Source organism: Bradyrhizobium sp. UFLA05-109 (genome assembly GCF_054185165.1).
In genome coordinates this window covers 68,946-93,106 of sequence record NZ_JBBIAR010000005.1, presented here as the reverse complement: position 1 = coordinate 93,106, position 24,161 = coordinate 68,946, and the positions used below count along the sequence as shown (strand labels likewise).

At 64.5% G+C, this 24,161-nt stretch carries 23 protein-coding genes; 5 read left to right on the top strand and 18 right to left on the bottom strand.

Going from position 1 to position 24,161, the window contains the following annotated elements:
• Positions 1-17 precede the first annotated feature (17 nt).
• Positions 18-1,046, bottom strand: coding sequence for an ABC transporter substrate-binding protein (locus Q3C01_RS04855; RefSeq protein WP_458144192.1), 1,029 nt, complete (start codon positions 1,044-1,046; stop codon positions 18-20).
• Between the two features lie 137 nt (positions 1,047-1,183).
• On the opposite strand from Q3C01_RS04855, the gene Q3C01_RS04850 reads away from it, so the two are divergent.
• Positions 1,184-1,633, top strand: a complete 450-nt coding sequence (locus Q3C01_RS04850; protein ID WP_458144191.1) for a cupin domain-containing protein — start codon at positions 1,184-1,186, stop codon at positions 1,631-1,633.
• Between the two features lie 73 nt (positions 1,634-1,706).
• Here Q3C01_RS04850 and Q3C01_RS04845 read toward each other — a convergent pair whose 3' ends face one another.
• Together Q3C01_RS04845 and Q3C01_RS04840 are read right to left on the bottom strand one after the other, a co-directional pair.
• Positions 1,707-2,495, bottom strand: a complete 789-nt coding sequence (locus Q3C01_RS04845) for an ABC transporter permease (protein ID WP_458144190.1) — start codon at positions 2,493-2,495, stop codon at positions 1,707-1,709.
• Entirely contained in the window at positions 2,495-3,310 is an 816-nt protein-coding gene (locus Q3C01_RS04840) for an ABC transporter ATP-binding protein (RefSeq protein ID WP_458144189.1), read from the bottom strand. The genes Q3C01_RS04845 and Q3C01_RS04840 overlap by 1 nt, the downstream gene beginning before the upstream one ends.
• 140 nt (positions 3,311-3,450) lie before the next feature.
• Between Q3C01_RS04840 and Q3C01_RS04835 the strand changes: the two genes are divergently transcribed.
• On the top strand, positions 3,451-4,233 hold the full coding sequence (locus tag Q3C01_RS04835) for an ATP-binding cassette domain-containing protein (RefSeq protein WP_458144188.1): 783 nt from the start codon (positions 3,451-3,453) through the stop codon (positions 4,231-4,233).
• Positions 4,230-5,789 (top strand): ABC transporter permease/substrate-binding protein, encoded by a 1,560-nt coding sequence (locus Q3C01_RS04830; RefSeq protein ID WP_458144187.1) that lies wholly within the window; start codon positions 4,230-4,232, stop codon positions 5,787-5,789. Before Q3C01_RS04835 ends, Q3C01_RS04830 begins: the two co-directional genes overlap by 4 nt.
• Positions 5,790-5,847: 58 nt before the next feature.
• On the opposite strand, the gene Q3C01_RS04825 is transcribed toward Q3C01_RS04830, so the two are convergent.
• The 5 genes from Q3C01_RS04825 to Q3C01_RS04805 all read right to left on the bottom strand — a co-directional run bounded on the left by Q3C01_RS04825 (position 5,848) and on the right by Q3C01_RS04805 (position 12,040).
• Positions 5,848-6,810, bottom strand: a complete 963-nt coding sequence (locus Q3C01_RS04825) for an ABC transporter permease (protein ID WP_458144186.1) — start codon at positions 6,808-6,810, stop codon at positions 5,848-5,850.
• Complete coding sequence (locus tag Q3C01_RS04820) at positions 6,800-7,783, bottom strand: ABC transporter ATP-binding protein (RefSeq protein ID WP_458144185.1); 984 nt, start codon at positions 7,781-7,783, stop codon at positions 6,800-6,802. Before Q3C01_RS04820 ends, Q3C01_RS04825 begins: the two co-directional genes overlap by 11 nt.
• Entirely contained in the window at positions 7,780-8,952 is a 1,173-nt protein-coding gene (locus tag Q3C01_RS04815; RefSeq protein ID WP_458144184.1) for a COG1470 family protein, read from the bottom strand. Before Q3C01_RS04815 ends, Q3C01_RS04820 begins: the two co-directional genes overlap by 4 nt.
• Positions 8,953-9,329: 377 nt before the next feature.
• The gene (locus Q3C01_RS04810; protein WP_458144303.1) at positions 9,330-11,042 is read right to left on the bottom strand and encodes a sulfatase-like hydrolase/transferase; all 1,713 of its coding nucleotides are present in this window, start codon (positions 11,040-11,042) and stop codon (positions 9,330-9,332) included.
• 338 nt (positions 11,043-11,380) lie between these two features.
• Positions 11,381-12,040 carry a TetR/AcrR family transcriptional regulator gene (locus Q3C01_RS04805; RefSeq protein WP_458144183.1) on the bottom strand — a complete coding sequence of 220 codons (660 nt, stop codon included), beginning with the start codon at positions 12,038-12,040 and terminating at the stop codon, positions 11,381-11,383.
• A 110-nt stretch (positions 12,041-12,150) separates the two neighbouring features.
• On the opposite strand from Q3C01_RS04805, the gene Q3C01_RS04800 reads away from it, so the two are divergent.
• Positions 12,151-12,771 carry a hypothetical protein gene (locus Q3C01_RS04800; protein ID WP_458144182.1) on the top strand — a complete coding sequence of 207 codons (621 nt, stop codon included), beginning with the start codon at positions 12,151-12,153 and terminating at the stop codon, positions 12,769-12,771.
• 469 nt (positions 12,772-13,240) lie between these two features.
• Here the strand turns inward: Q3C01_RS04800 and ilvC are convergent, their stop codons facing one another.
• From ilvC to miaA, 8 genes are all read right to left on the bottom strand, one after another.
• Positions 13,241-14,260, bottom strand: a complete 1,020-nt coding sequence (ilvC, locus tag Q3C01_RS04795; protein ID WP_458144181.1) for a ketol-acid reductoisomerase — start codon at positions 14,258-14,260, stop codon at positions 13,241-13,243.
• 132 nt (positions 14,261-14,392) lie between these two features.
• A complete protein-coding gene (locus Q3C01_RS04790) occupies positions 14,393-14,995 on the bottom strand; it encodes a LysE family translocator (RefSeq protein ID WP_458144180.1) in 603 nt (200 codons plus the stop codon).
• Between the two features lie 7 nt (positions 14,996-15,002).
• Positions 15,003-15,878: an EamA family transporter gene (locus tag Q3C01_RS04785; RefSeq protein ID WP_458144179.1), complete on the bottom strand. Its 876-nt coding sequence runs from the start codon at positions 15,876-15,878 to the stop codon at positions 15,003-15,005.
• 64 nt (positions 15,879-15,942) lie between these two features.
• A complete protein-coding gene (locus Q3C01_RS04780; protein WP_458144178.1) occupies positions 15,943-16,632 on the bottom strand; it encodes a class I SAM-dependent methyltransferase in 690 nt (229 codons plus the stop codon).
• Between the two features lie 3 nt (positions 16,633-16,635).
• Positions 16,636-17,178, bottom strand: coding sequence for an acetolactate synthase small subunit (gene ilvN / locus Q3C01_RS04775; RefSeq protein ID WP_458144177.1), 543 nt, complete (start codon positions 17,176-17,178; stop codon positions 16,636-16,638).
• Between the two features lie 23 nt (positions 17,179-17,201).
• Positions 17,202-18,185 carry a threonine dehydratase gene (locus Q3C01_RS04770; RefSeq protein WP_458144176.1) on the bottom strand — a complete coding sequence of 328 codons (984 nt, stop codon included), beginning with the start codon at positions 18,183-18,185 and terminating at the stop codon, positions 17,202-17,204.
• Positions 18,186-18,189: 4 nt separating this feature from the next.
• A complete protein-coding gene (locus tag Q3C01_RS04765; RefSeq protein ID WP_458144175.1) occupies positions 18,190-19,965 on the bottom strand; it encodes an acetolactate synthase 3 large subunit in 1,776 nt (591 codons plus the stop codon).
• Between the two features lie 327 nt (positions 19,966-20,292).
• Positions 20,293-21,234, bottom strand: a complete 942-nt coding sequence (gene miaA, locus Q3C01_RS04760) for a tRNA (adenosine(37)-N6)-dimethylallyltransferase MiaA (protein WP_458144174.1) — start codon at positions 21,232-21,234, stop codon at positions 20,293-20,295.
• Between the two features lie 11 nt (positions 21,235-21,245).
• On the opposite strand from miaA, the gene serB reads away from it, so the two are divergent.
• Positions 21,246-22,151, top strand: a complete 906-nt coding sequence (gene serB / locus Q3C01_RS04755) for a phosphoserine phosphatase SerB (RefSeq protein WP_458144173.1) — start codon at positions 21,246-21,248, stop codon at positions 22,149-22,151.
• A gap of 133 nt (positions 22,152-22,284) precedes the next feature.
• On the opposite strand, the gene Q3C01_RS04750 is transcribed toward serB, so the two are convergent.
• Both Q3C01_RS04750 and Q3C01_RS04745 read right to left on the bottom strand, forming a co-directional pair.
• Positions 22,285-23,799 (bottom strand): Do family serine endopeptidase, encoded by a 1,515-nt coding sequence (locus tag Q3C01_RS04750; protein ID WP_458144172.1) that lies wholly within the window; start codon positions 23,797-23,799, stop codon positions 22,285-22,287.
• Between the two features lie 158 nt (positions 23,800-23,957).
• Complete coding sequence (locus Q3C01_RS04745) at positions 23,958-24,161, bottom strand: DUF2065 domain-containing protein (protein ID WP_449379225.1); 204 nt, start codon at positions 24,159-24,161, stop codon at positions 23,958-23,960.

The following is a 24,161-nucleotide window of genomic DNA, read 5'->3' as shown; positions in this document are numbered from 1 at the left end:
CGTCAATTGCTTGGCATTTACTTGGAATTCATCCCCGTGGTCTTCTTGGCCTGCTCGACGAATTTGTTGGTGAAGGTCTTGCTGACGTCGATCTTGGCATTCGCAACCTCGGGCGAGCCGACACTGAAGACCGCAAGCACGGCGTCTGCGCCCTTCGGGTCCATCTTGCCGGTTTCGGAGAACATCGGGATCGTGTTCTTCAGCGCGGCGAGATAGAGCTCCTTGTTCTTGCCGACCATCTCCTCGGGCATCTTCGCCATGATGTCTTCCGGCGAGTGCGAATGGATCCAGGCGAGCGTGTTCAGCATCGCATTGGTCAGCGCCTGCGTCTCCTTCTCGTGGCTGGCGACCCAGGCCGCCGTCGAGTACAGCGCGCCGCCCGGATATTCGCCGCCAAACGTCTCGAGCGTATCCTTCTGCGTACGGGTGTCGCTGAGGATGCGCAGGTCCTTGTGGCTGCCCTGGAGCACGGTGACGGAGGGATCGAGCATCACGGCCGCATCGATCTGGCCCTGCTCCATGGCCGCGACCGCGGTCGCACCCAGGCCAACGCCGATCACGGCGGTGCCGGCGGGATCTAGCCCGTTCTTCTTCAGAAGGTATTTCAGGAAGAAATCGGTCGAGGAGCCGGGCGCACTGACGCCGACTTTCTTGCCGGCGAGATCCTTTACCGACTTGATCTCGTTGGTATGCGAGGGCGCGACCACCAGCACGAGGCCGGGATAGCGATCATAGACCACGAAAGACTGCAACTCCTGCTTCTTGGCGGCGAGGTTGACGCAATGGTCGAAATAACCGGAGACGACGTCCGCGCTGCCACCGAGCACGGCCTTGAGCGCATCCGAGCCGCCCTTGAGGTCGACGAGGTCGACATTGACGCCGGCCTTCTCGTACTCGCCGAGCTGTTTTGCCAGCACCGTCGGCAGGTAGCACAGGCAGGAGCCGCCGCCGACCGCGATGGTGACCTTGCTCTGCGCTGCGGCGAATCCGGTAGTGAGTGTAAGCGCGAGCAGCGCGCCCGCGAGCCTGGCAATCGTGTTCTTCATTGGTTTCCTCCGTTCGGCTGGCGGCACATTAGAGCAGCGGAACTGGCTTGAGAAGCGCTGGCCAGCGCACTGGCCATCGGACTTTCGGCGCAATAGCATGACGACACAACAACAACCCTTTATCGGGAGAATCATCCATGAACCGCATCGCAATCGCCGCCTCACTCGCCGCCGCCTTCGCCGCAGGGTGCGGCGTGACCTACCTGTTCCAGCCGGCGTGGGCTGCCGAGAACATCACCGCGCAACTCATCCACACCGGCGAGATGCAAGGCGATGCGCTCGGGCCAGCGAACGAGGTCGGCTACCGCTCCAAGATGTTCATGGCCGCAGACGGCGCCACCGTCTCGATCCAGGTCGGCAACGTGCCCAAGCATCTGCACCCCAACACCAACGAGATCCAGTACATCCTGGACGGGACCGGGACGATCTGGCTCGGCGACAAGGAGGTAACGGTAAAGCCGGGCGACCTCGTGATCATCCCGAAGGGGACGCCGCATGGTGGCACCAAGCCGATCAGCGGACAGGTCAAGGCGATCGCGATCAAGACACCGCCGCAGGCGCCCGACGACACCAAGCTTCTGGACTGAGCTGGAGAGGCTCACACACATGTCCGGGCCCGCATCCCTGCGCGGGTCCGGCAACGATCGCACCATCACATCACTAGCCTCGCCCGTCCGCGGCGGACGGGCGCCACACGAGAAGCCGGCGCTCGACCATCGTCACGCCCATGTCGATCAGGAGAACGAAGGCCGACAGCACGAACATCCCTGCAAACACGCCGGCGACGTCGAACACGCCTTCGGCCTGCTGAATCAAATAGCCGAGGCCGGCGGCAGAGCCGAGATATTCGCCGACCACGGCGCCGACCACGGCAAAGCCGACGGAGGTGTGCAGCGAGGAGAACATCCACGACAGCGCCGAGGGCCAATAGACGTGCCGCATCAACTGCTGCTCGCTCATGCCGAGCATGCGGCCATTGTCCAGCACCGTGCGACTGACCTCCTTGACGCCCTGATAGACGTTGAAGAACACGATGAAGAACACCAGCGTCACGCCGAGCGCGACCTTGGACCAGATGCCGAGGCCAAGCCACAGCGCGAAGATCGGCGCGAGCACCACGCGCGGCAGGGCGTTGACCATCTTGACGTAGGGATCGAACACGGCGGCGACCAACGGCTGCCGCGCGAACCAGAAGCCGACCAGCACGCCGCCGAGCGAGCCGATCACGAAGGCGAGAATCGACTCCCAGAGCGTGATCCAGAGATGCTTCCAGATCACGCCGCTCGCGAACCATTTGACGATCTGGCTGAACACGTCGGCCGGGTTGGAGAAGAAGAACGGCGGCAACAGGATCTTTCCGAACACCGGAACGGTAGAGAGCACCTGCCACAGCACGATCGCAACCACGGCGACCAGCATTTGCAGCGAGAGCAGCGTGAGGCGCGACATCAGACCGCCTCCGCCTGGGTGGATTGTGCGTAGCCCTTCATCACCTCGTCCTTGAGCACGCTCCAGATCTCGCGATGGAGCGCATGGAACTCCTTGTCCAGCCGCACCTCGAAAATGTCGCGCGGGCGTGCAAGCTCTACGCGCCAGTCGCCGATGATGCGCGAGGACGGTCCCGCGGACATGATCACGACGCGGTCGGCGAGTGCGATCGCCTCCTCGAGGTCATGGGTGACGAACAGCACCGCCTTGCGGTCGGCACTCCAGAGCTCGAGCAGGAGATTGCCCATGACCTGCCGGGTCTGGGCATCGAGCGGGCCAAACGGCTCGTCCATCAGCAGGATTTTTGGATCGCGGATCAGCACCTGAGCCAGCGCCACGCGCTTTCGCTGGCCGCCTGAGAGCATGTGCGGGTAGCGGCCCGCGAACGCGCCGAGCCCGACCAAGGTCAGCCATTTTTGCGCGCGTGCTAGCGCTTCGGGGCGTGGCGTGCCCTTGATCTCGGGGCCGATTGCGACGTTGTCGATGGCCGTCTTCCAGGGGAACAGCGCATCGGCCTGGAACAAATAGCCGGCATCCCGGTTCAGGCCGGCAAGCGGCCGGTCGAACACCTTGACGCTGCCGGCGGCGGGCTTCAGCAACCCCGCGGCGACGTTGAGCAGCGTGGATTTGCCGCAGCCGGTCGGGCCGACGATGGCGACGAACTCACCCTGGCCGACGGTGAGCCGCGCCTCTTCGACCGCGGTATAGACGCGCCCGTCGCCCAGCCGGAATGCGACTTTCGTATCCTCGAGCGCCACCGCCGTGGGCGTTGTCATATGCCGATTTCCTCCCAGCTCTTGGCGGATGCCTTACCCGCTTGCGCCGGCAAGTTCAATCGAGCGGCCAAGCGTGGTACGCATGCGGGGTCGCCTCCATCAGTCTCCCCTTGCGGGAGTGCAAGGCTGGGTCCGCACCGATGCCCTCCAAGCCCGTGATCGGTTATGCGCATGTCGCGAAATACTTCGGCCCGGTCGTGGCCGTCGACGGCGTTTCGCTCGACGTCGCCGAGGGTGAGTTTCTGGCCATCGTCGGCGGCTCCGGCTCGGGCAAGACCACCCTGCTGCGACTGACCAACCGGCTGATCGAGGCCGACCGTGGCACGATCAACGTCGAGGGCGAGGATATCAGCCGCGTCGACCCGGTCGCGCTGCGGCGGCGCATTGGCTACGTCTTCCAGAGCGGCGGGCTGTTTCCGCATCTGAGCGTCGCCGACAATATCGGCATCACGCCGAAGCTGCTGAGCATCCCGCCGCGAGAGATTGCCGCACGCGTGGATGAACTGCTCGACCTGGTGCGGCTCGACCGCACCCAGCATCGCGATCGATTGCCGCAAGACCTGTCCGGCGGACAGCGCCAGCGCGTCGGGGTGGCGCGGGCGCTCGCGGCACGGCCGCGCATTGTGCTGATGGACGAGCCGTTCGGCGCGCTCGATCCCCTGACTCGCGACGCGCTCGGCGAAGACTATCGTGCGCTGCATCACAAGCTCGGCCTGACGACGGTCATGATCACCCATGACATGACGGAAGCGATCTTGCTTGCTGACCGCATCGCGGTGATGCGTGCCGGGAAGCTGCTCGCACAGGGCACGCCCGCGGAGCTCGGCCGAAGCCACGATGCGTATGTGCTGGAGCTGTTGCGCACGCCGCGGCGCCAGGTCGCGCGGCTGAACGAGCGGCTGCCGCAGGGTGGTGCGGCATGAGCCTCTTCTCCGATCCGCGCTGGGGCGAGGCGCTGGCGCATCTGCCGGACTATCTCGGCAATCATGTGCGGGTGAGTCTTGCCGCGCTCGCGCTCGGGCTTATCGTGAGCCTGCCGCTCGCGATCCTCTGCCGCAACCGCCCGGTAGCGCGCAACATATTGCTCGCGCTCGCGAGCATCGTGCAGACCGTGCCGGGGCTGGCGCTGCTTGCGCTGTTCTATCCGCTGCTGCTGCTCGCGGCCTCCGCGACGTTCGCCTGGTTCGGCATATCCTTCTCGGCCTTCGGCTTCCTGCCGGCGATGCTGGCGCTGGCGCTCTATTCCATGCTGCCGGTGCTGCGCAACGGCATCACCGGGTTGAACGGCATCGATCCCGCCTTGCTTGAAGCCGCCCAAGGCGTCGGCATGACGCCGCGACAATCGCTTGCCATGGTCGAACTGCCGCTGGCGCTGCCGGTGATGATGGCGGGCATCCGCACCGCCGCCGTGTGGGTGATCGGCACGGCAACATTGTCGACGCCGATCGGGCAGACCAGCCTCGGCAATTACATCTTCGCCGGCCTGCAAACCCAGAACTGGGTGTTCGTGCTGTTCGGCTGTTTTGCCTCGGCCGTGCTGGCGCTTGCGGTCGACCAACTGCTCGGCCTGATCGAAACCGGCTTGCGCAATCGCAGCCGCCTGCGCACGACGCTCGGCGGCGTCGGGATTGCGGCGCTGGTCGCCGCGACGCTGGTGCCCTCGCTCGGGCGCTCGTCGCCGGCTTACGTCGTCGGCGCCAAGACATTCGCCGAGCAATACGTGCTGTCGGCCCTGATTCGGGATCGCCTGGCGGCCGCGGGCCTGCCCGCAACGACGCGCTCGGGCCTCGGCTCGAACGTCGCCTTCGAGGCATTGAAGGCCGGCGACATCGATCTCTATGTCGACTATTCCGGCACGCTCTGGGCCAATCAGTTGCACCGCTCGGATATCAAGCCGCGCAAGGAGCTGATCGAGGAGCTGAAGACCGCGCTGGCCAAAGAGAACATCACGCTGCTCGGCGAGCTCGGATTCGAGAACGCCTATGCGCTGGTGATGCCGCGCAAGCGCGCCGAGGCGCTCGGCATTCACTCCGCCGCCGACCTCGCCGCGCATGCGCAAGACATGTCGATTGCCGGCGACTACGAATTCTTCTCGCGCCCGGAATGGGCGGCCCTGCGCGACGCCTACGGCCTCGTCTTCCGCGCCCAGCGGCAGATGCAGCCCGATTTCATGTATGCAGCGGTCGCGAGCGGCGAGGTCGACGTCATTGCGGGCTACACCAGCGACGGCCTGATCGCAAAATACGACCTCGTGGCGCTCGACGATCCCAAGAACGCGATCCCGCCCTACGACGCCATTCTGTTGCTCGCCCCCAAGCGCGCCAACGACGAGCGGCTCAAGGCCGCGCTGAAGCCGCTGATCGATCGGATCGACATCGCCGACATGCGCGAAGCCAATCTGCGTGCCAGCGGCAATGACGCGAACTCATCGCCCGATGCGGTGGCGAAGTGGCTCTGGGAGAAAGTCAGCAAACGGTAGCGTAAGCCCAACGCAGGCTCTCTCCGTTCCCTCCCCTCTCACCTTGCTCGCGGCTATCTCACGCCCTCACTTCCTGCCGCTGGAACAGGACGTAGCCGAAGACAAACAGAACGATGGTGCCGGCGACGAGGCCCACGGTCTGCGGCCAGGCAATCATGACGCTTTCGCCGAACGGCAATGGTGCGCCCATCACTGCGCCGCGGAGCTGGTCGATGAAGACCGGCCCCAACGCACGCGTGGTCGGCGAGAGCACCGCCAGCATTGCTTCCCCGAACAGATCGTTCGGCGACAGCCGCAACAGCTCCTGCGTCCACACTGCGGTCACCGGATCGTTGAGGCCGAGCATCGCATAGCGCGGATCCGGCGGCGCGATGGCCTGGGCCAGCGCCGGCGCCAGCATCGGCCACAGCACGGTCAGGAACAGCCAGAGGCCGAGGGCAACCAGCGCGGCGGTCGCGGGCGAGCGGAACACGATCGAAAGCAGCATGGCGAGCGAGAGCCAGACGCCGGCATAGAAGATCGCCACGACCAGAAACACCAGCGACCGCGCGATCTCCTCGCCGCCGGGCGGCACGCCGAGGAAGATCAGGCCGAGACCGATCACCAGCAGCCACAGCGCCGCAAGGCTGATGCCGATGGTGGCGAGGGCTGCGAGATATTTGCCCATCAGCAGCGCATCGCGATAGATCGGCTGCGCCAGGATGCGCGACAAGGTCCGCCGGTTGTGCTCGCTGTTGACCGCGTCGAAGCCAAGCCCGATCGCCATCAGCGGAATAAGGAAACCGAGGATCGCGACGAAGGACGGCAGCGGCGCCTGGTCGGTGGTGAAGAGGCGCAGCAGCAGGAAGGGATCTTCCGCCGTGTTCTGCCTGAGACTGTTGATCGCCTCGTAGAGAGCAGCGAGCGCCGTGAAGACGATGAGCAATTGCAGCATCAGCATGCGAACGCTGGAGATGTGGTCCGCCAGCTCCTTGACGAAGACCGTGGACAAGCCCTGGAACGGTGATCCCTCACGCCGCATGACGAACGTCTCCCGTGGGCTGGGCCTGGAAATAGCGCGCATAGATTGCCTCCAGGCTCGGCTCGTCGACCGACAGCCGCCTGAGCGCGCCGTCGACTGCGACCACCGCGCGCGCCGCGTCCGGCCGCACGTCGCGCTCGGCGGTCATGCGGAAGCGATCGGCGGCAAGCGTCTCGACCTGAGTCACGCCCGGAATCATCGCGAGCCTTCGCGCGATTCCCGCGCCTTCGGCCTCCACCTCGACCACAAACCCCGCGCCGAGCACCTTGACCGACAGCTCCGGCACCGAGCCCATCAGCACGATGCGTCCAGCCTGGAACAGCGCGACGCGGTCGCAGATGCGCTGCACCTGATCGAGCATGTGGGACGAGAGCAGCACCGTGATGCCTTCGGCCTTGAGCTCGCCGATCAGCGCGAGGAATTCCAGCGTGGCCTGCGGGTCGAGCCCGCTAGTCGGCTCGTCGAGGATCGCGATCTCGGCGCGCTTGACGATGATCTCCGCAAGCCCGAGCCGCTGGCGCATGCCACGCGAGAAGGTGGCGACCCGCCGCTCCGCGACCTCGGCAAGCCCGACGCGCGCAAGTGCCGCCGCGATCCGCCGCGCCCGCTCAGCCCGCGACAGGCCCATCAGCTTCGCAGTGTAAGCGAGGTTTTCGGCGGCCGTGAGCTGGTCGTAGAAGCCGACCGCATCCGGCAGATAGCCGACACGTCGCTTGACTTGTAGCGGCTGGCGCGCCGGATCGAAACCGAGCACGCTGACCGAGCCCGAGGAAATCTCGGTCAGGCCGAGCATCATCAGGATGGTCGTGGTCTTGCCGGCACCGTTCGGGCCAAGCAGGCCGAACACTTCGCCCTTTGCGATATCGAAATCGATGGCGTCCACGACCGCCGTCTTGTCGTAGCGCCGCGTCAGGCCGCGCGCGCTGATCACAGCGTCGGGAGTCACTGTCTGGTTCTGCGAATTGCTGTTCATCGCCGTCCGAACCTCGCAACCGCACCCAGCATCAACAACAGCGCGACGCCGATCACACCGGCGCCCGCCATGCCCCATACCGTCGAGGTGCCGACGGTGACGCGGAACTGGCTCGAGGCGTTTTCGCCGCGCGAGGTGGCACGGATCGTGGCCTGATAGTCGCCGGCGAGCGACTTGTCGCTCGGCGTCACCAGCGCCTGCACCTCGGCGTCCTTGCCGGGGACGAGGCGCTCGATGGCCTTCGGCTCGAACGTCACCTTCCAGCCGCTCGGCGCAGTGCCCACAAGCGCGATGTTCTCGGCGGGCGCCGTGCCGGTGTTGGTCACGACGATCGGGATCGAGCTTTGCTGGCCTGCGACGGCGCGGGCGCTCAACAGGCCGTCGCGGCCGGAGACCTGAAGTTGCGGCTGGCCGACCACGTCGAGCGCGAGTTCGGTGGACGCAGAGACGTCCTCGGCCTTCACCGTCACCTTCACAGGGAAATGCCCGGCGTCGATCGTGCTGGGCGGCCGCACTTTCAGCTTGATGTCCTTGGACTGGCCGGCGTCGATGGGGATCGAAGACAGCTCCTGCGTGCCATAGGCCTCTATGAATGAGGTCTCGAAATTGGCCGGCGCTTCCGCGGCAAAACTTGCGACGAGATTGCGGCCCGAGTCGTTCTTGATCGAGAGCGTGTAGTCGAAATTGGATTTCGGACTTCCGCGCAGCGATGGCAGGCTCGATTTCACGCTGAGCTTGGCCGGCAGTTCCTTGGCGAGCGACACCGCGATCGGCAGCTCCGCGTTCGTCCCCTGCCCTTGCGCCTTCACCGTGAGCGTCTGCGGACTGAGATCGCTGTTTGCGGGGACGTCGAGCCTGAGCTGCAACGCGACACTGGAGTCGGGCGCAGGCATCGCCGCGCCGACCGGCTGCCCGCCACCAAGCAGCGTTGCGGTCCACCCCGCAGGCACGCCCGCGACCGAAAGCTGATAGCGCTCAGGCGACAGGCCGTAGTCCTGCAAGCGCAACGAAATGTTGGTGGTGGTCCCCGGCCGCACCGTGACCGACGGATAGTCGGTCATGAGATAGAGGCCCTTGATGTCGTGGTCATGCGCGGGCTCGGCGGCATGAACGGCGGGACTGATGAGGATGAGGATAAATGCAAGACGCGCAGCATCAAGCGCTCGCATGGACGATACTCCTTGCAAGGAAAGTTGGATCACGGATGGGCATCGTGCCGCCGAAAAGACATTGGCGGCAGCGCGTCGCATCATCGAAGCAATCGTGACGATGTTTTGGAAGCCCAGCGCCGCGCCAGTTACAAGTCGGTGATTGCAGGCGTTTTCGGCTCAGACTTTAGTTTGAAAAATGCGCGAGACTTCAAACCGACGTGAGCGGGCAAGGTTGGCAACGTGGATTTGCGAGCGAAATTGCACACCTGCATCCGCATCGTCATTGCGAGCGAAGCGAAGCAATCCAGTATCTTTCCGCAGAGAGACTCTGGATTGCTTCGTCGCTTCGCTCCTCGCAATGACCGTGTTGAAGCGCCACACGTCGAATACGCGCGCTACAGCCCGTGGATCATGCCGGCGTTGATCAGCAGGCGGTTGAGGCGGCGTGCCTCCGCGCCGTCCTTGCAGCCATAGAAGATGCCCCTGCAGCTTAGCATGACATCCTTCTGCGCGACGAAGGAGGGATCGAGCGGAATGCCGGCGGCTTCCTGAATCACCAGCGGCAAATAGGCACCGTCAATCGTGTCCATGACGGCGTCGCTTCTCACCGGCTCGAAATTGATGGCGTCGATCGCATAGTAGGTGGCGTAGAGACGCGGATCATAGTCGTCGAGCTTCTTGCCGAGGCTGCCTTCGTCGAGACCCGGCTCGAGGATCTGCGGCGCGAATTCCGGCTGATGATCGCCATAGCGCACGATCAGGAACGGCTCATTCGGAAACTTCTTCTTCAGGCCGGCCAGGAAGGCCTGGTACTGCTCGGCGCTCATCGCCTGCCGGCGCAGATATTCGTCGATCGAGGGCGCATTCCCCGGCGCGCGCCAGCCCGGCATCAGGTCGGGACGGAAACGCGTCTCCCAAGGGAAATGATTGGCGCCGAGATAGATGAAGCTGAACAGCGGCTTGTTGGGAGGCTGCTGGCCCATCAACTCCAGCGCCTTGTCGTAGAAGAAGGAATCAGGCTCGACGTCCTTCGCCCCGAGGTCCTTCGCATCATAGAAGCGCTCGATGCCGGTCGTTATCTGGAAGCTGCGCGCGCTCATGAAGGCGCCGTAGGCCGGATAGAGCGACATCGTGTCGTAGCCGCAGCGGCGCAAGCTGAGCGGCAGGCCGCGCTCGACACGGCCCGAGGCGATGCGCGTCACGAAATAGGCGAAACGGCCGAAGGAGCGCGACGACAGGCCGGCAAGCACGTTGTATTCGGTGAACCAGCTCGGCCCGCCATTGCTCTCGGCGAGGAAGATGCGCTGCTTGCCGTCCCAGGATTTGAAATGGCTGCCATAGCCAGGCGGCACCTTGATGCCTTGCGCGGCGCGGATGTCGAAGCTGGATTCATCATGGATCATGATGATGTTCGGCCGCCGCCCCGCCGGGTGGCAGGCATCGACCAGCGGCACGTTGAGATGCTCGCCGGTGGACGCGGCCGACTCCATGAAGCCGTATTGCACGAAGTCGGAGACCGCGGTGACACCGGAGCGGAAGAACTTCGAGAGATAGCCGTCGTCGTAATAGCCGCGCCAGGCTTCGTCCGGATGGTACAGCGAATAGCCGACCAGCGCGGCGAGGCAGGCGAGCTTGCAGGCAAACGCCGGCAGGCGGCGGATGCGGAACGGATCGAGCCACCACAGCGCATACATCAGCGGCAGGATGACGAGGCAGGCGCCGATCACCGACCAGCGCAGGTTCGGGAAGATCGTGAACAGGAAGGCGACGGTGTCGCGGTCGATCATCATCAGGTCGATGAAGTTGACCGTCATCTGCACGACGTCGTGCTTGAGCCGCGACAGCAACACCAGCACCACGACCATGGTCAGCGACAGCGCGCCCGACAGCGCCGGGCGGCGGAGCAGCGTGATCCAGAAGAAATTGAGGATGCCCCAGCTGAGCACGAAGCCGAGGCGCGAGCTGAAATCGGTCTCGGTCTCGTACATCAGCGCGAGTGCGGCCAGGTGCGGCGCGGCGACGGCGAGCAGGCGCCAGATGCCGATCGCGGCAACGCTCGCCAGCACGGCGGTGGCGGCGGAAGGACCTGGGTTGGGCGCGGACGCCATCGACGACACGCTGAACACGCTCCGGCGCGGTGATGCCAAGCCATCTGGCCGGCCTGCTGGCGACCAGGCGTCCGGCGCCGCCGGAGAGCGCCGTGTCATAAAATTGTAACGTAACAGTCACGAGCAAGCAACGCGACGCGCCATCCGACCTTCGCTTAATGTTAGCGGGCGGCGAACAAAGCGCGCGCCCTACTCGATCCCCTCACCCCGAGGAGCCTGCGAAGCAGGCGTCTCGAAGGGGAGGCCGGCTGCCGGGCCTCTATGGTTCTCGCGGCGATGCGAAGCATCGTCCGCTAGACGGCGTTTACGCGCCTCCTCACCATGAGGGTTAGACAGCGTCAGCTGCCGCGTTTGGGCCTGGCGATCCCAGCGATGAAGACATCGATCACCGCTTCGGCCATCTTCTCGATGTCGCCGTCCTCCACGCCCCAGCGCGGGAAATGACCGTCGAGATTCATCCGGGCGAAACCGTAGACCAGGGCGCGGGCGGCGATTTGGATCGGCTTCAGCTCGCCCTGTCGCAACAGGCCGTGCTCGGCCGCCTCACCCAGCATGCGCTCGCTCAGCGCGATCAGCTCGGCATTATCGCGGGTGAGCTCGGGCGAGCTGCCATGGGCGAAGTAGCGCCCTGTCGAGATGATCTCGAAATGGGCGGGGTTGCGCATCGCCCAGCGCAAATAGGCAAGGCCGAAGGCACGCAAGCGAGCGAGCGGATCGGCCGGCGGCGCATGCGCCAGCGCCGTATCGATCTCTGCACGAAACCGGCGCTGCGCCTCCTCTGCCACCGCCGCCATCAGTGCGTCGCGGTTGGGAAAATGCCGGAACGGCGCCCCCGGTGACACCGCCGCGCGCCGCGCCGCCTCGCGGACGGAGACGTCGCCGCCCTCAGCCGCCAATTGCAGCGCAGCGTCGATCAGCACGCGGCGGAGATCGCCGTGATGGTAGGGCCGGGCTTCGGCATTGCGAGAGCGGCGCTTCGGAGTTTCGCGGGCGGGCATCGGATACTCCTAGCATCACCCGAACGTGAATGTAAGCGGCGATTACACTATTGACCAAAACAGACTCCCCAAATGTAATCAGTGATTACACAATGAAGGAGGCCGTCGTCATGTCGCAACGTCAAAGCTGGTTCGAGGGCTGGCGCCTGCTCTCGCTGCTCAGCCTGAGCCTGCTCGCGCTCAGCCTCTGGATCGCCACGATGCGGCAGTTCGAGGTCGAGGGCGTGCGGATGGCAATCCGCTTCACCGCACGCAGTTCGCTCCTCCTGTTCTGCCTCGCCTTCGGCGCCGCCGCCCTGGCGCGGCTCTGGCCCAACGCGTGGACGCGATGGCAGCGCCGCAATCGGCGCTATCTCGGCCTCGGCTTTGCCGTCTCCCATGGCCTCCATGCGGTTGCGATCATCGCCTTCGCCAAGATGGATCCGGCCGGTTTTGCCGTAGCGACCTCGGCCGCGTCCTACCTCTTCGGCGGGATCGGCTACGCCGTCATCATCGCGATGGCGGCGACCTCCTTCGACCGCACGGCCGAGTTGCTCGGCGCCCGTGCCTGGCGCGCCCTGCACCTCGTCGGCGGCTACTATCTCTGCTTCCAGTTCATGGTCTCGTTCGGCAAGCGGGTGCCGGCAATGCCGCTCTATGCGGCCTTCCTCGTCCCTCTTCTCGCCGTGATCGCGCTGCGGCTGATCGCGATGGCCGCGATCTCACGCCCGAGGCCGATCGCGCCGGTTTAGGCGTCTGTCGTTCGCATCTGCGATGGCCGGCAAGAATATCGATCAGACGTCAGCTCTTAAGATGATGTGCCACACGAAGCCGTCCTCGTGCATTCGCGCGAATGATCACAGTCCGGATGAAGAGCCGAATCTTAGACTCTGAAGTGGTTTGGCTTTTGGGGATTAGAGGGCGAGGCGAAAGCCTCAGAAATTGCGCGAGGTCAAGAATGTGCTTTAAGCGTCAGTTCTTGGCCTTCAGGCTGCGCTTCAACCTCGAAGAATTTGAATGAAGCACCAGCGCTTGCGCTGAGTCGGAAAGAGCGAGACCGCGGCGCGCGATTTCGCGCCGGTTGTAAGAGCGAAGGTTTAAGATTTGGTTTGGCGAGTGAAGCCTTCGTTTCACCCGTCATTCCGGGGCGCGACGCAGTCGCGAACCCGGAATCCAGAGGTAGATTCCGGGTTGCGCTTCGCGCCCCCGGAATGACAGTGGTTAGTTCTTCGACTTGTCGACCAGCGCGCCCTTCTTGATCCAGGGCATCATGTCGCGGAGCTTCGCGCCGACTTCCTCGATCGGGTGTGCGGCAAGCTTGGCACGGGTCGCCTTGAACGAGGTCTGGTTGACCTTGTTCTCGAGCATCCAGTCGCGCGAGAACTTGCCTGACTGGATGTCGTTGAGAACCCGCTTCATCTCCTTCTTGGTCTCGTCGGTGATGATGCGCGGGCCGGTGACGTACTCGCCATACTCCGCGGTGTTGGAGATCGAGTAGTTCATGTTGGCGATGCCGCCTTCATAGATCAGGTCGACGATCAGCTTCACCTCGTGGAGACACTCGAAATAGGCCATCTCGGGGGCGTAGCCGGCCTCGACCAGGGTCTCGTAGCCGCCCTTGATCAGTTCGACCAAGCCGCCGCAGAGCACAACCTGCTCGCCGAACAGGTCGGTTTCGCATTCTTCCTTGAAGGTGGTCTCGATGATGCCGGCGCGGCCGCCGCCGACTGCCGAAGCGTAGGAGAGGCCGAGGTCATGGGCGTTGCCCGAGACGTCCTTGGCGATCGCGATCAGGCAGGGGACGCCGCCGCCGCGCTGATACTCCGAGCGCACGGTGTGGCCGGGTCCCTTCGGGGCGATCATCAGCACGTCGAGGTCGGCGCGCGGGTCGAGCAGGTTGAAGTGGACGTTGAGGCCGTGCGCGAACACGAGCGCTGCGCCCTTCTTCATGTTGTCGTGCAGGTGTTCGCGGTAGATGTCGCCCTGCAGCTCGTCCGGCGTCAGCATCATGACGAGGTCGGCCCATTTGGCGGCCTCGGCGACTTCCATCACCTTGAAGCCGGCGGCTTCCGCCTTCTTGACCGAGCCCGAGTCCTTGCGCAGCGCAATCGCCACCTCCTTGACGCCGGAGTCCTTCAGGTTGAGCGCATGGGCGTGGCCCTGGCTGCCATAGCCGACGATGGCGACCTTCTTGCCCTTGATCAGGTTCAGGTCGGCGTCGCGATCGTAATAAACACGCATAGTCGTTTCCTCATTGAGGGCCGAAAATCGGCCAATGGTCAGGGTCCGAAGGTGAAATTTGCGGATTTCGGGGGCTGTCTAGAGCATTTTCCGCCCCGAAGGAAACCCGTTTCTGCATGGAAATCCGCGACATCATGCATCCATGAAAACGGGGTAGAGAGAGGCAAGCAGCAGGACCGCCATCAGGATATTGAAGGCGCGGACCAGCCGCTCGGAGGTCAGGACAGGCCGGAGCGCGCTCCCGAACAGGGCCCAGACCACGGTCGAGACCGTGCCGACGATCAGGCTGATCACGGTCTGAATCGCGATATTGATGGGGAATTGGGCAATCGCCGCATAGGCGGTGATGGTGCCGATCACGATCACCCAGCCCTTGGCGTTGATCCACTGGAACATGGCCGCGCCCAAGAAGGTCATCGGGCCGCGCCCGTTGTCGTCGCCCGACTTTACCGGGCCGGAGAAGGCGATCACGGCCGCCAGATAGATCAGGTAGGCGGCGCCGGCATATTTCAGCAGAGTCTGGAGGATTGGATAGGCCAGGAAGACCGTCCCTAGCCCCAGACCGACCGTCGCGACCATGAAAGCAAAGCCGATGGTGATCCCGGCGATGTGCGGAATGGTGCGGCGGAAGCCGTAGGTCAGGCCCGACGACAACAGCATGATGTTGTTCGGTCCGGGCGTAAAGTACATCACGACCGCGAAGACGATGAAGGCATAGAGAAGCGACTGCGACATCCTTACCTCACGTTGTCTTCGGCAGGACTTGTTGGCGCCTGGTCAACAGCATCACCGCGATACCGCCGATCACGGTCAGCATGCCGGCCAGCCGCAGCGGTCCGAACCGCTCGCCGAACACGATGCTGGAGGCGGCCGAGCCGACGAAGGGCACCAGCAGCGCGAACGGCACGACCTGCGCAGCCGGATGGTCGCGCAGCAGCCGGCCCCACAGCCAATAGGCGATGCTCGTCGAGATGCCGCCGAGCGCCAGCATGCAGAGGGCCGTGGTCAGCGACATCTGCGTCAGCGCTTGCCAGGTCGGCGCTGGACCATTGGCGATCAGCGCCAGCGCGAACAGCGGCACCGCGGACGTCAGGCACAGCCAGGCGAACAGGTCGAACATCGGCATGCCGCGGGCGCCGCGCAACAGGAGATTGCCGATTGCGAACGAGATCGGCGAGATCATCAGCACCGCAAAGGCACTGACGCTGAATTCATAGCCGACGGTGCCGCAGATCAAGAGAAGGCCGACCGCGGCAATGGCAATGCCGAGCGTCTGCACCGGCGTCGGACGTTCGCCGAAGGCAAGCACCGCAAAGCCGATGGTGAACAGCGCCTGGCTCTGCACGACGACGCTCGTGAGCCCCACCGGCACGCCATGGGCAATGCCATAGGCCTGCGACAGGAACTGGCCGAGGAACAGGGTGAAGCTGATCGCGATCAAGAGCGGCCAGGCGATCTTCGGCTTCCGGATGAACAGGCAGGGCACGGCGGCGATCGAAAAGCGCAGCGCCGTCATCAGCGCCGGCGACAATTCGTCGAGCGCCAGCCGGCTTGCCACGAAGGCAAGTCCCCAGACGATCGCCACCATGACGGCGATGAGGATGTCGGCCGGCTTCATTGTTGTTCTTCTTCGGGCTCTGTTCTGTTGCGTGTTCTTGTCGTTCAGCCTTGCTCGCCGGCGCTTACGTGGAGGGGTTGGGTTTGCGCAGCAGATAGGTGCCGTGCATCGGAGCGTGGTAATCGGCCGAGATCAGCGTGAAGCCGACGTCGGTCAGCATCCGCTCCATCACCCAGCCGAAGGTCGAGTATTCGTCGCGCATATGCGTGACGACGCTCTCGCGCGAAAACTCGTGGTTCTTGATCTGGAAGTCGGCCCATTGCTCGACGTCGCGCTCGGCCGCATCCGGCATCGAAACGAAGACGATGTCGCGCAAATAGAAGCTCGCGCCCGGCTTCAGCGCACGATAGATGCGCGACAGCGCCACTGCCTTCCAGAAATCCGGCAGATGATGCAGCGTGAATTCGCTGACGATCAGGTCGTAGGATTCGGGCCGGTAGGCAAAGCTGAGCAGGCCCGCCGACTGCGTCGCGACCTTGGCCTTGCGATCGCGGGCATAGATCTCGGCAAGCGCCAGCATCGCCGGCGAGATATCGATGGCGTCGACCTCGGCCCCCATCAGCGCGGCTTCGGTCGCGAGCACGCCGTTGCCGCAGCCGATGTCGGCGATGCGCCAGCCGCGCTGTACGCCGAGCATCTTCAGCGCGGCGCGCGCGCGCAGATCGGCGTCATCGTAGTTGTCGTAGATCGAGGCGACCGCGGGCTCGATGCCCATCCGGTTGCGCTCGTTGTAGTACCAGTCGCGCGCCAGCATGGTTCACATCCCTTCAGGCCCGCGACCGATCGCGGCAACGCCGGTGCGCGACACCTCGACAAGGCCGATGGGACGCATCAGGTCGATAAACTGGTTGATCTTGTCCGTATTGCCGGTGATCTCGAACACAAAGCTCTCGGTGGTGGCGTCGATCACGCGAGCACGGAAGGCATCCGCCAGCCGCAACGCCTCGACGCGATGCTCGCCCTCCCCGCGCACCTTCACCATCGCCAGCTCGCGCTCGATCGAGCGCCGGGTCTGCGTCATGTCGACGACGCGATAGACCGGGATCATGCGATCGAGCTGGTGCTTGATCTGCTGGATCACCATCGGCGTGCCCGTGGTGACGATGGTGATGCGCGAGAGATGTTTTTGGGCTTCGGTCTCGGAGACCGTGAGGCTCTCGATGTTGTAGCCGCGTCCCGAGAACAGGCCGATGACGCGGGCGAGCACGCCGGGCTCGTTCTGCACGAGCACCGAAAGCGTATGCGTCTCGTTGGGATCGTGACGATCCTCGAGGAAATAGGCGGATGCGGGCTGGTTCATTGTCGTCCCCTCTATTCTCTTCGTCACGCCGTCGCCCGCCGGGCGATCGGCGCGTCCGTCCCGACCCAACGGCGAAACAGATCGAAATCGATATTGCCGCCCGAGAGCACGAGACCCACTCGTCTGCCGCCGAGCTTGGTTTTCTCCTGCAGCGCTGCCGCAAGTGCTGCCGCGCCGGCGCCTTCGGCGAGATTGTGCGTGTCGGTCCAATAGGCGCGGATCGCCGCGCCCACCTCGTCGTCGGTAACCTGCACGATGCGCGAGGCACCCTTGCGGATGAGTGCGAGAGCGTCCGCGTCGGGAATGCGCGTGGCCATGCCGTCGGCGAGCGTGTTGCTGGTCTCCGTCGTCACGATTGTGCCCGCCGCAAACGACAGCGCGTATGACGGCGCCTCGGTCGACTGCACACCGACGATCTCGGTCTTCAGGCCGAGCAGGTCGCGCGCCATGATGCAACCGCAGATGCCGGAACCCTGGCCGATCGGCACATAGAGAATGTCGAGGTCGGGTGCCGTCCGGAACAATTCCAGCGCATAGGTCGCAACGCCCAGCACGAGGTCCGGGTGGAATGACGGCACCATGTGCAGGCCGGCGAACTGCGCATGGCGCTCGGCTTCCTCGCGGGCGGCCTGAAAGTCCTCGCCGTGCTCGACGAGCTCGGCGCCAAAGGCTTTCATCGCCCGGTTCTTCTCGACCGAATTGCCGCGCGGCACGTAGATCACCGCGGGCACGCCGTGGCGGCTTGCCGCAAACGCCAGGCTCTGCCCGTGATTGCCACGCGTTGCCGAGATGATGCCGGGCGTGTTTGGCCGCTCGCGCTTCAACCGCTCGAGATAGACGAGCCCGCCGCGCACCTTGAAGGCGCCGATCGGCGTGTGGTTCTCATGCTTGACCACGACGCGGGTACCGAGCCGCTCAGCAAGCAGCGGCCAGGCGTGTGCCGGCGTCGCCGGCACCGCCTGCCCCACGATCGCATGTGCGCGCTCTAGCTCCTTCAGGTCGAACATCGCATCACACCAGCGCCTTGCCGCCGGCGAACGCGACTGCCGTGGCCTCGTCGTTGGCCTGCTCCGGCAACAGCATCTCGTTATGCGCCTTGCCGGAGGGGATCATCGGGAAGCAATTTTCGAGAGCCGCGACGCGGCAGTCGAACAGTACCGGGCGCTTGACCGAGATCATCTCCTTGATCGCGCCGTCGAGATCGGCGGGCTTATGCGCCTGAATGCCGACGCCGCCATAGGCTTCCGCCAGCTTGACGAAATCCGGCAGCGCTTCCGAGTACGAATGCGACAGTCGGTTGCCGTGCAGCAGTTGCTGCCACTGCCGCACCATGCCCATGTACTGGTTGTTCAGGATGAAGATCTTGATCGGCAGCTCGTACTGCACGGCCGTCGACATCTCCTGGATCGTCATCTGCACCGAAGCATCGCCCGCGATATCGATGACGAGGCTGTCCGGGTGGGCCACCTGCACGCCGACCGCGGCCGGCAGGCCGTAACCCATGGTGCCGAGACCACCCGACGTCATCCAGCGATGCGGCTCCTCGAAGCCGAAGAACTGCGCCGCCCACATCTGGTGCTGGCCGACCTCGGTGGTGATGTAGACGTCCTTGCCGCGCGTCAGCTCGAACAGCCGCTGGATCGCGTGCTGCGGCAGAATGACGTCGTTGTTCTTCTTGAAGTACAGCGAATTGCGCGCACGCCATTGCACGATCTGCTGCCACCACGGCTTGATGTCGGGCTTTTTCGCCTCCGCCTTGAACACCTGGAGGATGTCGCCGAGGATGTTGCCGCAATCGCCGATGATCGGCACGTCGACGCGGATGTTCTTGTTGATCGAGGACGGATCGATGTCGATGTGGATCTTCTTCGAATCCGGCGAGAACGCATCGACCCGGCCGGTGATACGGTCGTCGAAGCGCGCGCCGACGCACAGCATGACGTCGCAATCATGCATGGTCATGTTGGCTTCGTAAGTGCCGTGCATGCCGAGCATGCCGAGCCAGTTCTTGCCCGACGCCGGATAAGCGCCCAGGCCCATCAGCGTCGAGGTGATCGGAAAGCCCGTGACTTCGACCAGTTCGCGCAACAGTTTTGAGGCCTCAGGCCCGGAATTGATCACGCCACCGCCGGAATAGATCACCGGCCGCTTGGCATTGGCGAGCAGTGAAACGGCTTTGCGGATCTGCATCGCGTCGCCCTTCACGCGCGGCGCGTAGGAGACGTGCACGTCGGACTTGCGCGGCGGATGGTAGGTACCGGTCGCGAACTGCACGTCCTTCGGCACGTCGACCAGCACCGGGCCCGGCCGTCCCGAGGTCGCGACGTAGAACGCCTCGTGCAGCACCTTGGCAAGATCGTTGACGTCGCGCACCAGCCAGTTGTGCTTGGTGCAGGGGCGCGTGATGCCCACGGTGTCGCATTCCTGGAACGCGTCATTGCCGATCAGGTGGGTCGGCACCTGGCCGGTGATGCAGACCAGCGGGATCGAGTCCATCAGCGCATCCGTCAGCGGCGTCACCATGTTGGTGGCGCCGGGGCCGGAGGTCACCAGCACGACGCCCGGCTTGCCGGTCGAGCGCGCATAGCCTTCCGCGGCATGGCCCGCGCCCTGCTCGTGCCGGACCAGGATGTGCTGGATCTCGCTCTGCTGGAAAATCTCGTCATAGATCGGAAGCACCGCGCCGCCGGGATAGCCGAAAATATCCGTCACGCCATGATCGATGAGCGCGCGCACGATCATCGCGGCGCCGGTCATCTGGTTCGGATCGTGGCTGTTCTCGGTCATTGTCTTGCTCCGGATGCGCTGTTGTCAGCGGCTTCTTCGAGGTCTGGTTCGGGAAATAAAAAAGGGCCCCAAGAGGCCCCATGCGCACCGCTCGGTTTTGGATGGCCGCTAGCCATCCCCGGCGATGCGCCTGGGTACGACGACGATAAGGAGCTTGGTAATAATATTACGCATGAAGTCGGCTCGGCTTCCCAAAGGTTGCGCAAACCATAGCGGCCAAAGCCCGGATGTCAAGGCAATGCGGCCATTTTCGCGCGATTTCGAGGAGTGTAGCGGCGTTCCGGCGGTTCGGCGAGAGAGAATTTGCTGCGCCGGCACAAAAGCGCGTCATTCCGCTTGCCGCGCCGCACCGACGGCAGCCGTCAGCCACCTCCTCGCCTCCTCCGGCTTCACCCATTCGAACTCCGGCAATTGGTGCCGGAACCAGGTGAACTGACGTTTGGCGTAATGGCGGGTGTCGGCTCGGCCGATCGCCGCCGCCTCGTCCAGGCTGATCTCGCCACGGAGGTGCCGGATCAGCGTGGGCACGCCGTGGGCCTTCATCGCCGGCAACAACGGATCGAGTTTGCGCGAGGCGAGCAGCTCGACCTCGTTGAGCGCGCCGGCGCCAAGCATGGCGTCGAAGCGGGCATCGATGCGGGCATAGAGCTCATCACGTTCGGGGGCGAGGAACAGGGCGCTGAAACTGTCTTTGGGCAACAGGGGCGGCTGACTCTCGCGATGCCAGTCGAGCAGCGAGCGGCCGGTCGCCTCGACCACTTCGAGCGCGCGTGCGATGCGTGTGCGGTCGCGCACATTCAGCCGCCCGGCGGCGGCCGGATCGCGGCTAGCGAGTTCCGCGTGCAGCGCCTCGACGCCGCCCTGATCGAGCCGCGCGCGTACGCCCTCCCGCACCTCGGCGGGGATCGGCGGCACCGTCGAGAGGCCACTCGTCAGCGCCTTGAAATAGAGCCCGGTGCCGCCGATGAAGATCGGCAGGCGGCCTTGCGCCCGCACCTCGGCCAGCTCTGCCGCCGCATCCGCGACCCAGGCGCCGGCCGAAAAATTCAGGGCCGCGTCGACATGGCCATAAAGACGGTGCGGGACCTGCGCTTCCTCGTCCCGCGTGGGACGCGCCGTAATGACACGCAGATCGCGATAGACCTGCATGGAATCGGCATTGATCACGACGCCGCCGGCGCTCAGCGCTAGCTCGAGCGCCAGCGCCGACTTGCCGCTGGCGGTCGGGCCTGCGATAAGCACGGCCTTGCTCACTTGCCCCTCGCTCACGAAAACCTCAAATGTCCCTCGTCGCCACGCTGATCAGCAACCCCAATAGTCCCGCGCTCGACAGCACCATCGTCGACGGCGCGCGTGCCGTGCTGCCCTCGGCCGCGCCTGCGCATTGGCTGTTCGACGGCGTCGCGGTCGACATACCCTTCGGCGCGCAGGATAACCTCGAAGGCGATCGTCACGCCATTGAACATCGGTTGCGCGAGCTGCGCGGCGACCTGCCGATCGACATCGTCGTGCAGCCTGCCGGCTTCCGGCGCAAGAGACTTTTTCTCGCCGACATGGATTCCACCATGATCGGCCAGGAATGCATCGACGAGCTCGCCGATGTCGTCGGGGTCAAGGCGCATGTCGCTGCGATCACCGAGCGTGCGATGCGCGGCGAGATCGAATTCGAGCCCGCCCTGCGCGAGCGCGTCGCGCTGTTGAAGGACCTGCCCGTTAGCGTGGTCGACGATGTGCTCGCCAAGCACATCACGCTGACGCCGGGCGGCCGCGAGCTGGTCGCGACCATGCGCGCGCACGGCGCCTATACCTGTCTCGTGTCCGGCGGCTTCACGCTGTTCACCAATGCGGTCGCCGCGAAAATCGGCTTCCAGGAGAACCGAGCCAACGAGCTGATCGTGCGCGACGGCAAGTTCACCGGCGAAGTGAAGGAACCAATTTTGGGTCGCGCGGCGAAACTCGCGACGCTGGTCGACCTGATGGAGTCTTTCGATCTCGACGACATCGATACGCTGGTCGTCGGCGACGGCGCCAACGATCTCGCGATGATCCAGGCGGCAGGGCTAGGTGTCGCCTATCACGCCAAGCCCGCCGTGGCGGCTGCGGCAGCCGCGCGGATCGATCACGGCGATCTCACCGCGCTGCTCTATGCGCAAGGGTACAAGCGCGAGGAGTTCGTGGAGGCGTAGCCTCTTTTGCTGCACGCTCAGCGGCCGTAGGGTGGGCAAAGGCGCACTTGCGCCGTGCCCACCACTCTTACCGCGATGTCAGAAAGACGGTGGGCACGCTTCGCTTTGCCCACCCTACGGGATTGCGCCGCGACTACTGCACGCTCAGCGCCACGAACCGCAGCTCACCGTCGCCGTTGGAGACGAGCAGCAGCACCGATTTCTTGCCGTCCTTCTTGAGCTGGTCGATGCGCTTCTGGACGTCGGCACCACTGGAGACGGCCTCCTGCGCCACCTCGACGATGACGTCGCCGGCCGAGAGCCGCTTCTCGGCAGCGTCGGAATTGGCGTCAACATTGGTCACGACCGCGCCTTTGACGGTGTCCTTGATCTTGTAGCGGGCGCGCAAATCCTTGTTCAGTGTCGCCAGATCAAGACCAAGCGCCTTCTGCGTCACCAGCTTCTCCGGCGCCGGCTCATCGGTCTTCACTGCCGCCTGGACCTTGTCGGGATCCTGCAAGCGGCCGAGCTTGACGCGCTTGGTCTCCTCCTGGCCCTTGCGGATGACGACGACGTCGACCTCCTTGTCGACCGCCGTATCGGCGACGACGCGAGAGAGATCCTTCGGGTCCTTGACGTCCTTGCCGTCGAACTTGACGACGACGTCGCCGGGCTCGATGCCGGCGGGCTTTGCCGGGCCCTTCTCGTCGACGCCGGCGACCAGCGCGCCGCGTGGCGGCTTGATGTTGAGGCTTTCGGCGATCTCGTCGGTGACCGACTGGATGCGAACGCCGAGCCAGCCGCGGCGCAGTTCGCCGAACTGGCGAAGCTGGTCGACGACGCCAGCGACCGTCTTCGACGGCACGGCGAAGCCGATGCCGATCGAGCCGCCGGAGGGCGAGATGATCAGTGTATTGACGCCGATGACCTCGCCTTCGAGGTTGAACAGCGGACCGCCGGAATTACCGCGGTTGATGGCGGCATCGGTCTGGATGTAGCTGTCATATGGGCCTGACGAGATGTCACGGTTCTTGGCCGAGACGATGCCTGCCGTTACCGTGCCGCCGAGGCTGAAGGGGTTGCCGATCGCGACCACCCAGTCGCCGAGACGCAGTTTGTCGGAGTCGCCGAACTTCACCGAGACTAACGGCTTCGGCGGCTTGAACTTCAAGACAGCGAGGTCGGTCTTCTTGTCGACGCCGACGAGTTCGGCCTTGATCTTGGTGCCGTCGTTGAGAATGACGTTGATCTCGTCGGCATCCGCGATGACGTGATTGTTGGTCACGACGATGCCGGACGTGTCGATGATGAAACCGGAGCCGAGCGAGTTGGTCTTGCGCGGCGGACCATTGTCCCCTCTGTCGCCCCCCTTGCTGCCGCCGCCGGGACCGCGACGATTCTTGAAGAAGTCGTCGAAGAATTCCTCGAAGGGCGAGCCGGGCGGCAGTTGCGGCATGGTGTTGGTGCCGCCGCCCTTGGCTTCGACGGTCTGCGAGGTCGAGATGTTGACGACCGCATCGATCACCTTCTCGGCAACGTCGGCGATGCCTTCCGGTCCGCGCGCATAAGCCGGCGAGCCGAATGCGCTGAACGCGCCGATGGCGATCGCAGCCAGCCCAATTCGCACGCAATGGCGCAAACGGGTCGTGGCAATGGTGGCAGCGGTCATTGTGATCTCCGAAAGAGAATTAAGGATTCGTTCTCCAGACTGCGCTCGAACGGGGTGGCGGCGCAAGCACGGAGGTTAACGGGCCTCAAGACCCGGATAATACGGCGAAAAACCGGCGACTTCGCTTCACTTTAGCGTTCGCGTTGGAAGTGCCGGGCTCAGTGGTGTCGGATCCACCAGATCAGGATCAGGCCGGCCACGGCCGAGCCGATGCCCACGGCACGCAGGATGTGATCGGGAGTTGCAAGCGCACTTTTCATCGCCTTGCGCATCCAGGCGGGACTCGCCGCGAACATCAAGCCTTCCAGCACAAACAGGATGCCCAAGCCGATGAGGAAGTCGGCAAACGCTATTGACCTCAT